Here is an 11,125-nt window from a genome sequence, read left to right on the forward strand (position 1 = left end):
GCTCCGCCCGGTCCCGACGTGCGGACTTGACACGCCAAACGGCCAAATGTATAGAGAGCGCCCCGCAAACACGCGGGAAATCGTTGTTTTTCGACCTGAGCCCGGAGGAACATCGTGGCGAATCACGATTCGGCCGTCAAACGGAACCGTCAGAACAAAAAACGCAATGAGCGCAACCGCTTCGTGCGCGCCACGGTGCGCAGCGCGGCCAAGAAAGTCATGGTCGCGACCGATGCCGGCGAAAAAGAGGGAATTACGGACCTGCTCAAGGACGCCGCGTCGAAGCTCTCCAAGGCGGCCAGCAAGGGCGTTGTGAAGAAGCAGACGGCCTCGCGCAAGATCAGCCGTCTCGCCCGCCGCGTTCACTCCCTCGCCTCCGCGTGATTTCCGCATAGGTCCAGGATCATCCGTTCGAGGATGATCCGGTCGTTCGCGCGGCTGTTCTTCAGCTCAAAATCCGTCTTCGAGAGATTGACAAGGGCGCGCAGAAGGTCGTCGCGCCGGTAGTGGCGCGCCTGCGCCTGCATCTTCTGTACGACGTACGGGTGTGCGCCGATTTCGCGCGCGATGTCGTCCGCGCTCATCTTCTTTTCGTGCAGTTCCTTCACCAGCAGCAACTTGCGCACATGACCCGCGATCGCCGAATGCACCCGGATCGGGTGTTGGCCGGTTTCGAGCATTCCATCGAGAAAAAAGAACGCCTTGGCCCGGTTCTTCTCGCCGATCGCATCGGTCATGTCGAAAACGCTCTCGGTCTTGAGCGCCACCATGACGGCCTGAACGTCCGTCAGTTCGATCGTTGCCTTGTCCTCGGCAAACAGCGCGCTCTTTTCCACTTCCGACTCGATCCGGTGAAGATCGTCGCCGAGTTGCGCGGCCAAAAACGCCGCCGCGTCTTCCGCCAGCTTCTTGCCCCGCTCGCGCGCCATGCGCGACGCCCACCCGGCAACCTGATTCGCCTTCAATTTCTCGAATTCCACCAGCGTCCCGTCGGTCTTGGCCACCTTGGCGAGCGCCGAGCGTTTGTCGAGTTTTTCGCCCTCGACGACGATCGTGCAGGTGTCGAGTCGTTCCTGCGCGAGCGTGCCCAGCAGTTGCAGATCCTCGGGTTTCAGGTTGTGGGCGCCGCGGATAAGTACCACGCGCCGCGCGGCCATCATCGGGTACGTGCGCGCGATGCGAGAAAGGTTCGCCAGAGAGTCCTGCCCGCCCTGCAGGCGGTCCATGTTGAAGTCGGCGTTCCCGCCGCCCAGCGCCGCCGTGACGATGAGGTGATTGGCGCGCACGCGGATGTAGGCCGACGGACCGATCACCACGTAGATCGGCGCGACCGACTTCGCGACCTGTTTTTCCAGTTCCTCGAGCGTCATTCGGCAAATCCGTCGAAGATGCGCGCGTGCAAGTCGTCCGCCATGCGCTCGGCGATGCTGCGAATCGCGCCTTTCTTGTTCGCCTCGCTCTCGAAAATGTCCGGCGGCGCCTGATAGTCGGCGATCTGCGCAATGGTGCGATCGTTCCAGATCACGCGGCCATCGGGGAGGACGATTTTGACATGCACCTGCATCGAGGCGCGATACTCCACCGCAAAGTCCGAACGCGAAAAGCTGATTGGTTTGGAGTTGAACTTGCGGATAACGCCGACCAGCACCGCGTCGGCGTCTTCGACGTTCGCGAGTTCCACGAACCGATGCAGCAGGAACTCACCGCGAATCGCGTCGGTCACGACCGATTCGAGGCCCGCCTCGTATGTGTCGTTTCGAAAAACCGGAATGGCGACCCGATGAATCGACGAATCCAGATTGACGCCCCGCGCCTCGCGTGCGTAACCGCAGGATGTCGCCGCCACGAGCACTATCATCCCCGCGAAAGACCGAAGAATTCTCTCACGCGCGACGAAAAACGGCACACCCGTCGGGCGTGCCGCTTCGCTTGCCGCCATGAGCGGACCGCTCAGTCTTTGATGACGTTGACCACGAAGGAGTTGTCGGCCGCGGCCCACGTGACCACGTAGCGCTCGTTGCCGGCGGTGAAGTAAAACTTCACCACGCCCGTGGCCTTGTCGAAGTTCTGAAGCGGCGGCGAGAAAAACATGCGCTGCTCGTAGTGCTTCACCGCGCTCTCGAAGAAGTGCAGGTTGAAATTCATCTTGGTCTGGTCAGAGTGCCGGTAGATGATTTGCCCGCCGGACTCGATGACCACGTCGTTCACCACCACGCCGCCGCGCAGGGGCGTGAGCCGAAAATACAGCCGATTGACCTGGCCCTTGTCGAAATCGAGCAGCAGGTTGCTGACGCGCACGCCGTTCTTGTGGTCCCAATAGGTGCCGTCGAAGGTCAGCCACTGATCGGGGGGCTGCAAGGTGTCGGCCGCGGCGGCCAGCGGGACGGCGGAAACGAGCAGTGCCGTCAAAACGACCAGAAGAGCCTTTTTCATCGCGGATGCCCCCGGGTGGCGAAATCTGCTCGGTTTATACGGGCACCGGCGCGGACTGTCAATAACGTCCACTCCATTCGGCGCGTCGTATGTGCCGATTTTCGCCCGATTTCACGTCGGAATTCCGTGACGCCGTTTCCACTTGTCGAGCCGCTCGAACTGCGTGAGATCGACACCGCAGATCGGGCATCGAAATCCCTCGGGCAGGTCGCGAAAATCCGTCCCCGGCGGGACGTTCATCTGGGGACAACCCAGCGCCGGGTCGTAGATGTAGCTGCATTTCAGGCACTTGAACTTCACGAGCGGTCTCCGTTGCGCGCGCGGGGTTCCTCGGGTTCGTGTCCGACGGGACCGATATCCGCGAGCGCGGGTTCGGGCACCAGACGATGAGCGTCGGCGAAATCCCGGCCCACGATACGACAAAATTCCGTGACCAGCCGATGGCGCTCCTCACCGATTTTTTCGGCATTCGCGTCTTCGAGCGGCAGCGTCCCACCCGCCGACCGGTCGTGACCTCCCGCAGACCCGCGCCGACCGACGAGCTGCGCGGCAATCGCCCCCGCGCTTCGGCCCTTGCGGACTGTCCGCAGCGAAAACTGAAGCCGGTGGTCGATGACGCCGAGACACAGCGTCCAGCTCACGCCTTCGGTCTTGAGGAAAAAATCCGCGAGTTCGGCGACGGTTTCCGGGTTCGTGATGCGACCCATGTCGCTGACGATCACGTCCTCGACGATCCTCGCATTGGCGAGCGCGACGGCGTAGTGCCGATAGTACCGCCGGGGCACCCGGGCGCGCTCGATGCGCGTCAACCAGCGCAAACTGATCTTCGAGTAGAGATCCTGAAGCATACGGAAGTCGGCATCCGAGGCATCGCGCCCCAGGTCCGCGATGTCGGACTTGATCCCGTAATACAGCGCGGTCGCCACGCGCGCGTCCAGGGGGATGTCGTTGTCGCGGATGTATTCGGCGAGGATCGAACAGGTCGCGCCGTAGGATACGCGCAGGTCCGCGAACGAGGCCGGGCACTCGCGACGCGAGATGTGGTGATCGATCACCACCGAATAACGCAGTCCCTTCTTGATGAGCACGTTCTTAGCCTTCGGGTGCCCATCGACGAGCGCGATGAACTTGAACCGCGCCGCTTGCCCGGTGCTCATCTCATGGATGGGGATACGCAGCAGACGCACCATGGCGCGGTTTTCCGCGCGGCCCAGGTTGCCGCCGTAGCCGATCTTCACCTTGGCGGAGTGCGTGTGCGCGAGGATATGACGCAGCGCGAATGCCGAGGCGATGGCGTCGGGATCGGGATGGTTGTGCGTGAGAATGAGCACGCGCCCCGCGCCTTCCAGGGCGGCCAGCAGATCCGCGAGTTTTCCCTTGGCTTGAATCATCGCGTCGAACGTCGATAAATGCCATTGAACGAAAGTTGAGGCATCATAGACCGGAGAACGAAGTGCGGGCAAGAAACGCACTCGCGGATTCGGAGCGGCATTTGGTGATTCGTGACGACGAAATCCGCGTGATCGCGCTGGCGGGAAGCCCACGGCGGGGCGGAAGCTCCGACCGATTGCTCGACGCGTTCGTGGCGGGTGCGCGCGAGGCCGGCGCGTCGGTCGCGCGTCTCGCGATCACCGAGCTTTCCATCGCGCCCTGCGACGGGTGCGCCGAATGCGAGGCGCACGGGCGGTGCGTGATTCTGGACGACCACGGTCCGCTCGCCGATCGCGTTCAAGATTCCGACATCTTTGTGGTCTCCACCCCGGTCTATTTTTCGGGATTTCCCGGCATGACCAAGAACTTCGTCGACCGGTTTCAGGCGCACTGGGCGCGCAGATACCGCCTCGGCCACACGGAACGTCGCGGCCCCGTCGGTTATCTGCTCGCGACGGGCGGCGCGCCGAGCATGAAGAACTTCGACGGCGTGAACGCCACGTTCAAATATCTGATGCAGGCCATCTGGGGACGGGTCGGCGATTCGGTGACGATTCCCAATCTCGACGTCCGGGGCCCGATCGGCGAAGATCACGAGGCCGTGCGCGTCGCGCGAGAAATGGGTTATCAGTCGGTGCGGCAGCGCCGCGAGGGGGGAATACCATGAGTGACGATCTGAAGGGGAAAAAGGCACCCGCGTTCTCGATGCCCGACGCCGAGGGCAAGGTTCACAAGCTCGGCGATTACGCCGGGCGCAAGGTTGTGCTGTACTTCTACCCCAAGGACGACACCCCGGGCTGCACCCGCGAAGCTTGTGGGTTTCGCGATCTGAAGGCGGACTTCGACGAACTGAGAACGGTGATTCTCGGCGTGTCGTCGGATGCGGCGGCGTCGCACCAGAAGTTCACGACAAAATACGGCCTGAACTTTCCCCTGCTCACGGACAAGGACCACGCCGTGGCATCGAAGTACGGCGCCTACGGCGAAAAGTCGATGTACGGCAAGAAGGTCACGGGCGTCATCCGTTCGACCTTCGTCATCGATGCGGCGGGGAAGGTCGCGGGCCAGTGGCGGGGCGTGAAGGTGGACGGGCACATGGACAAGGTGCTCGAATTCGTGAAGGGCATGCCCTGACCTCCATGGGCGCGGAACTCGACAAAAAGGTCGTGGCGAAGACGCTGCGCAAGGTCGGCGTCCTGCTCGAACTCGCGGGTGAAAACCCGTTCAAGGCGCGCGCCTTCGATCGCGCGGCCCGGGCGGTGGAAACCTGGGACGGCTCGTTCGCCGAACTCGCGACCGCTTCGGCGGGCGGTCAAGTCGAGGGAATCGGAAAGGGCATCGCCGCGGATCTGGCCGAACTCGCGGCCTCGGGTCGTCTGGGCGTTCTCGACGATCTCGAAGCGTCATTTCCGGCCGGGCTCACCGATCTGCTCGACATCTCCGGTCTCGGCCCCAAGACCGTGCGAAAACTTTACGAGGAACTCGGCGTCACGAACATCGACGCACTCGAATCCGCCTGCCTCGACGGAAGGATCGCGAAGCTCCCGCGCATGGGCGAGAAAAGCGTCGCGAACATCCTTGCGGGCATCACGCACCTTCGCAGCTATTCCGGTCGGTTCCATCTTCACACCGCACTCGATGTCGCGACGGGCGTCGCGGCGGCGCTGGCTCCCTTCGCAGAACGGATCGAGATTGCCGGATCGCTGCGTCGCCGCCGGGAGACGGTAAAGGACATCGACCTCCTCGCCGCCACGAGCGACGTCACCCGGCTCGCGGATGCGTTCACGTCGCTGCCCGGGGTGACTCGCGTGACGGGCAAGGGCGAGACGAAGTGCTCCGTGATTCTTGGCAGCGGAATGGCGTGCGACCTGCGCATGGTCGACGCATCGGTCTTCGGCGCGGCGCTCGCGCACTTCACGGGCAGCGCCGATCACAACGTCGCCATGCGCCGCCGCGCGAAATCGATGGGAATGAAGCTCAGCGAGTATGGCCTCGAACGCGAGGACGGCACTCGCATCCCCTGCCCCGACGAACGCGACGCGTTCGAGGCGTTGGGCCTCGCGGTCATCCCGCCGGAACTGCGCGAGGATCTGGGCGAGATCGACGCCGCCCAGTCCGGGGCGTTGCCGGCGCTGGTCGAGTCGGGCGAGCTGCGCGGTGTTCTGCACGCGCACACGCAGTATTCCGACGGCACCGCGTCGATCGCCGATATGGCTGCCGCCGCGCGCGACTTGGGCTTCGCGTATCTGGGACTCGCCGACCACAGCCAAAGTTCCACGGTGGCCGGCGGCCTGAAACCCGACGCGGTGCGCCGCCAGCACGCCGAGATCGACGAATTCAACGCGGCGCACGAGTTCCGCGTGCTCAAAGGCATCGAGTCGGATATCCGCAAAGACGGTTCACTCGACTACGACGACGACGTGCTCGCGTCGTTCGATTTCGTCATCGCCAGCGTGCACTCGCACTTTCAAATGAGCCGCAACGACATGACCGCGCGCGTGATCCGCGCCGCGCGCAACCCCTTCACGACGATGTTGGGACATCCCACGGGCCGTTTATTGCTACGCCGCGAACCCTACGAGATCGACATGGACGCTGTGGTAGAAGCCTGCGCCGAATCGGGCTGTGCGATCGAGATCAACGCGAATCCGTATCGCCTCGATCTCGACTGGCGGCTCGTGAAAAAGGCGATCGGGCTCGGCGTGTGCATCGCGATCTGCCCCGACGCTCACAGCACGCAGCAACTCGCGTACTCGGGCTTCGGCGTGGATATTGCGCGCAAGGGCTGGGCGCGCAGCTCGGACGTTTTGAACACGCTCGACGCGGAGGAATTTCTGACTTTCGCAGGCGCCCGGCGGAATAGTTAGTCGGATATCACCCTCGTTTTTTCATGACGGCGACACGATCGATGATCTCTGACATTGACCGGTGGCCATCGCCGACCCAGTATCCGCGCGGGCCATCGCCTTGCCGTTGACGGCGGGGCGAGAGGGACGTAAACGACACCGCCGAAGCGAAATTCACGGAGAAGTCTTCGATGTCCGACCACGATCACCACGACCATCAACACGATCATCATCAGCACGGCCACGGCGATCCGAAGCAGGAGCAGGATCAGCGCATCGCCGAAACGCTCGCCAACGTCCGTTACAAGTTTCTCGTCATGAGCGGCAAGGGCGGCGTCGGCAAGAGCACCGTGTCCGTCAATCTTGCCGTCGCGCTCGCGAAGGCGGGTTGGAAGGTCGGCCTCATGGATGTGGATCTCACGGGACCGAGCGTGCCCGGGCTTCTCGGTCTCGACGGCGCGCAGGCCGAGTTCGACGGCACGCGCGTGCACCCGATCGTTCATTCCGAAAACCTGAAGGTGCTTTCGATCGCTCACCTGATCGATTTGTCCGACAAGGCGGTCATCTGGCGCGGCCCGATGAAGATCGGCGCGATCCGTCAGTTCCTCGCGGATATCGAGTGGGGCGATCTCGACTTCATGATCATCGATTGCCCCCCGGGCACGAGCGACGAACCGCTGACCGTGGCGCAGACCTTCACCGGTGTGCAGGCGATCGTTGTGACGACGCCTCAGGAAATCGCCCTCACCGACGTCCGCAAATCGGTGCACTTCTGCCAAAAGGTCAACATGCCGATCCTGGGCGTGATCGAAAACCTGTCGGGTTACACGTGCCCCCAATGCGGCCACTTCGAGGAGCTGTTCAAGACCGGCGGCGGCGAAAAGCTCGCGGCGCAGTTCAACGTGCGGTTCCTCGGCCGACTGCCGATCGACCCCGCCGTCGTGCGCGCGGGTGACCTCGGCGAACCGTATCTGGCCCTGAACGCCGACAGCGCAACGGCCAAGGCATTTGCGCAGATTGCCGACACGATCTTCGAGATCGCGAAGACGCTGCCCGTCGAGCGGCCGGGCTATACACCGATCCAATTCGTCAAATCTCGCTGATCGGGACCGGAAGGAAAACGGACGGGCGACACGCCCGTTCGCTCGTCGTTCTCGCGTAAATCGAAATCAGCTTTCGCCGAGTTCCTTCAGGTCGCCGCAGCCGAGCCACTCGGGGAACGTGTCCGAACTGCGCCTGAGCCACTTCATCATATCGACGAGCTGCTCGCCCGCCGGCCGCAAGCCCTCGGGCTGCGCATTGGCGAAATAGTAGCCCGGATTGATGTAGCTATTGCCCGACCAGTCCTGATACAGGTCGAGCACGAATCCGAAGAGCCCGAGCCCGAAGACATCCAGGGTCTGTTTGAACTCGTCGATGGCGATGAGCGTGCCGTTCAGGAAGTTGTCGGAGAGAAGCAGGAAGAGACGACGCAGTTCCATCGTCTCGGCCTTGGTGAATTCCTCGCCCGTGTCCCACACCACCCACGTCTCGTCCTCGTCCCAGCGCATGTTTTCGTTCTTGTCGTCGTAACGCAGCGAGCGGCCGTCCTGGATGTCGATCTCGCCCATCATGGCGTCGAACATCGTCGCGAACGACTCGAACATGTTTCCGAGCGCTATTCCGGCTTCCTTCATGTTCTGAACGGACTCGTCGTGCGGTTCCTTGAGCAGCAGCGCGTTCGGGAAGATCGGATCGTAGAGCGTGTTGCGGATCGAGATGTAGAAGTCGTTGAGGATCGTCTCGCACATCGTCCCGTTCCACTTGAACTGGTCGAAGGTCACGGTGTTGATGTCGAGGTTTTGCGCGACGACGAAGCGCACGAAGAACTGCCAAAAATACCCAAGCCCCTTGCTCAGGTACAGCTCGGCGCGAGAGAAACGGCCGGGCAGGTTGATCTCGACCTCCGGCTGACGCAGACCCCACACGTAGTATCGCAGGTAGTACTGATATGGGTCGGCGTACTCGAGGAGCCGATCGGCGAAGGCGATCGTCTCGGGCACGCGGCTGTCGCCGAGCTTGTCCACGAGAATCTGAATGCCGAGCACCGTGTGCTCGAAGCAGGTCCGGTCGAAGCGGTTGCAGGTGTCCAGATGGTCCTGCGTGTAGCAACTGCTGTGACGCACGACGTACATGCGGGGGCAGTTGTCGATGCACTCCGCCATGTTGTAGGTCATCGGCGGATTGATGAGCCCGCAGTTCTTGAGGCTCGTGCAGAGCTTTTCGCATTCCTCGGGCGGAGTGTGGATGATCCACTCGGCCGCGCCGAGATAGATGTCCTCGCAGGTCGGCGCAGCCAGGACCTCCTCGAACATATAAGGCTGGAGCTTCCACGGGCAATCGGCGACGCAGCGCTCCTTGGTGGTATTGAAGTCGTCGTAGAAGTCGCAGACGCCGAGCCGATCGCACGCCTCGACACACGAGTCCAGATCCTGGTCTTTTACGTAGACGCCGGAGAGCAGGTCGATGATGCCCGTGAGGTTTCGCCAGACGAGCAGATCGTTGGCGAGCACGGTGCCCCACTGCGCCTGCGGGTGATCGGGCGCGATGCGCCTCGCCCGCAGGAAGAGATTGTACGCCTCGCCCGCGTCGCCGGCCTCCAGCGAGCGTCGCCCTTCGCGCAGCAAGTCGTGCAGTTCCATGTCCTTGGGGTCTTCACCCATGCAGGACACGACGCCGACCGACGCCCCGGCAAACAACGCGATCAAAACAACAACGATCCCCGTGCGTTTCATGGTGCGTCTCGTCGTCATGATTTCGGCCCCATCTTATAGCGATCCGGCACGGCGAGCGGGAAGCCGAGGCCGACGCCGATCGTGTACACGTCGCGGAAAATCAGGGCGTTGCGCCCGTCCGTCGCGTATTCGAAGTTGAAACTCAGAAGGCCGGGGATGAAGAGCGGCGTCAGCGGCGCGATCATGTTCACGACGACCTTGCCGTCGTCGCCGTAGCCCACGAGGCCGATCTCGTCGATCAGCGTCTTGAGCCCCTCGCTATTGGTGCGATACGTTGCCGCACCCGCGAACCCGTGACGGTACGCGATGGACAGCGGGCCCATGCCGATGCCCGCCTGCGCCGCGAACCACGGCCCCGGCGTATAGCCGTAGGTGCCCGCGATATCCGAGAGATCCGGGAAGATGTTGACGTCCACGCCCTGACTGGCGAGGTAGTCTTTTACGTCCTGATTCTGCTTCGGGAATTCCGGCGTATCCCGGATGGTCTCCAGAAACGCCGCGCCTTCGGCCGAGAAGCTGAAGGTCACCCACTTGACGGGATCGGGCAGGCGCACGTCGAAGATTCCCCCGAGCTTGCCGCCCCAGGTCGTCGCGCCGACGTCGAGATCGGGTCCGAGGCCGAAGATGATCGCCTGATTCGGATCGGCACGGTGTGCGGTGGGCGTGATGATGCCGCCGGTGACGCCGGTCGACACGTACTTTCCGCGCCACGGATTCCACTTCGCGTCGATCGTCGTGTCGCCGAGGTCCGCGGGCGAGGAGTCGTACTCCGTCACCGGGATCGGACGGCCCATTTCGACGAGCACCTTGTAGAAGTCCTCGCGGGTGACGACGCCGATCTCATCCGAGCTGCCCGGCGTGAAGATCGGGTCGATATCGATGTGGATGACGGCCCAGAAGGTGTTGATGCCCACCGTCAAATTGTCCCTGAGCCCGTATTGAAACCCCGCGCCGTAGCCCTGCAGACGACCGCTCACGCCGAAATCGAACTCGAAGAACTTTCCCTTTTTCTCGAAGGGATCGGGGGCGACGATGACGGGCACGACATCGTCGATCTTGCGATCCTGATCGAAGCGCTTCCACGCCCGACGGTGCTGCCATCCGAAAAAGAAGATGCCGTAGCCCTCGGGAATCGTCGAGGAGGCGCCCCAGAGCGTTTCCATCGAGCCGAGCAGCTTCTCCTGATGTTTGATCCAGCGCCCGTACTCGCCGAACGGCGGATCTTTCTTCGGCGCGATGACCTGCGATGCGCTGCCGCTCGCCGGTTCCTCCTGCGCCCATGCCCAGGATGCGCCCATCGTCATCGAAACGACGATTGCCGCAAAGAAAACACGACAAATGGATTTCATGTGGTCTCGACGCCCTTCCTCACGCGCGGCGCGCAAATCCGGCGAGCGCATGTCACGACGCCGATTCGCCCAGCTCGAATCGGCGTACGCATCGCAAATTCCCCACTCGATCGTCCGTTCATTTGAACGGGAATTCAAAGCCCACGCTTTTGTAACCGAAACGTAACGGATTTCCAAGGGTTATTTCGCGTTCGTTACCGCGCCGGACCCGAGATCCGAAATCGCCTCGCGCAGCTTCGCGCCGACCGCCGCGGCCGCATCGGGACCGTAAAAGCACGAGTCGCTCTCGTAC

Annotated in this window: 12 protein-coding genes; 5 read left to right on the plus strand and 7 right to left on the minus strand. The window is 62.7% G+C overall.

Going from position 1 to position 11,125, the window contains the following annotated elements; translation table 11 throughout:
* Nucleotides 1-114 precede the first annotated feature (114 nt).
* Entirely contained in the window at nt 115-384 is a 270-nt protein-coding gene (rpsT, locus tag IT350_11975; protein MCC6158760.1) for a 30S ribosomal protein S20, read from the plus strand.
* Here the strand turns inward: rpsT and holA are convergent.
* The 5 genes from holA to IT350_12000 form a co-directional block, all read right to left on the minus strand.
* A complete protein-coding gene (holA, locus tag IT350_11980) occupies nt 363-1,370 on the minus strand; it encodes a DNA polymerase III subunit delta (GenBank protein ID MCC6158761.1) in 1,008 nt (335 codons plus the stop codon). The genes rpsT and holA overlap by 22 nt on opposite strands.
* Nucleotides 1,367-1,846, minus strand: coding sequence for a hypothetical protein (locus IT350_11985; protein MCC6158762.1), 480 nt, complete (start codon nt 1,844-1,846; stop codon nt 1,367-1,369). Before IT350_11985 ends, holA begins: the two co-directional genes overlap by 4 nt.
* A 104-nt stretch (nt 1,847-1,950) precedes the next feature.
* Nucleotides 1,951-2,433 (minus strand): hypothetical protein, encoded by a 483-nt coding sequence (locus IT350_11990; GenBank protein ID MCC6158763.1) that lies wholly within the window; start codon nt 2,431-2,433, stop codon nt 1,951-1,953.
* Between the two features lie 111 nt (nt 2,434-2,544).
* A complete protein-coding gene (locus tag IT350_11995; GenBank protein MCC6158764.1) occupies nt 2,545-2,733 on the minus strand; it encodes a rubredoxin in 189 nt (62 codons plus the stop codon).
* The gene (locus IT350_12000; GenBank protein ID MCC6158765.1) at nt 2,730-3,824 is read right to left on the minus strand and encodes a DHH family phosphoesterase; all 1,095 of its coding nucleotides are present in this window, start codon (nt 3,822-3,824) and stop codon (nt 2,730-2,732) included. Before IT350_12000 ends, IT350_11995 begins: the two co-directional genes overlap by 4 nt.
* Before the next feature lie 62 nt (nt 3,825-3,886).
* Here IT350_12000 and IT350_12005 point away from each other — a divergent pair, with 62 nt between their 5' ends.
* The 4 genes from IT350_12005 to IT350_12020 all read left to right on the plus strand — a co-directional run bounded on the left by IT350_12005 (nt 3,887) and on the right by IT350_12020 (nt 7,813).
* Nucleotides 3,887-4,531, plus strand: coding sequence for a flavodoxin family protein (locus tag IT350_12005; protein ID MCC6158766.1), 645 nt, complete (start codon nt 3,887-3,889; stop codon nt 4,529-4,531).
* Complete coding sequence (gene bcp / locus IT350_12010) at nt 4,528-4,998, plus strand: thioredoxin-dependent thiol peroxidase (protein MCC6158767.1); 471 nt, start codon at nt 4,528-4,530, stop codon at nt 4,996-4,998. Before IT350_12005 ends, bcp begins: the two co-directional genes overlap by 4 nt.
* A 5-nt stretch (nt 4,999-5,003) precedes the next feature.
* Entirely contained in the window at nt 5,004-6,731 is a 1,728-nt protein-coding gene (polX, locus tag IT350_12015) for a DNA polymerase/3'-5' exonuclease PolX (GenBank protein MCC6158768.1), read from the plus strand.
* 170 nt (nt 6,732-6,901) lie between these two features.
* The gene (locus IT350_12020) at nt 6,902-7,813 is read left to right on the plus strand and encodes an Mrp/NBP35 family ATP-binding protein (protein ID MCC6158769.1); all 912 of its coding nucleotides are present in this window, start codon (nt 6,902-6,904) and stop codon (nt 7,811-7,813) included.
* A gap of 66 nt (nt 7,814-7,879) precedes the next feature.
* Here IT350_12020 and IT350_12025 read toward each other — a convergent pair whose 3' ends face one another.
* Both IT350_12025 and IT350_12030 read right to left on the minus strand, forming a co-directional pair.
* Complete coding sequence (locus IT350_12025; protein ID MCC6158770.1) at nt 7,880-9,484, minus strand: hypothetical protein; 1,605 nt, start codon at nt 9,482-9,484, stop codon at nt 7,880-7,882.
* Nucleotides 9,485-9,498: 14 nt separating this feature from the next.
* Nucleotides 9,499-10,833, minus strand: coding sequence for a hypothetical protein (locus IT350_12030; GenBank protein ID MCC6158771.1), 1,335 nt, complete (start codon nt 10,831-10,833; stop codon nt 9,499-9,501).
* Nucleotides 10,834-11,125 lie beyond the last annotated feature (292 nt).

This window comes from Deltaproteobacteria bacterium, from assembly GCA_020845895.1.
Taxonomy (GTDB): domain Bacteria; phylum Lernaellota; class Lernaellaia; order JACKCT01; family JACKCT01; genus JADLEX01.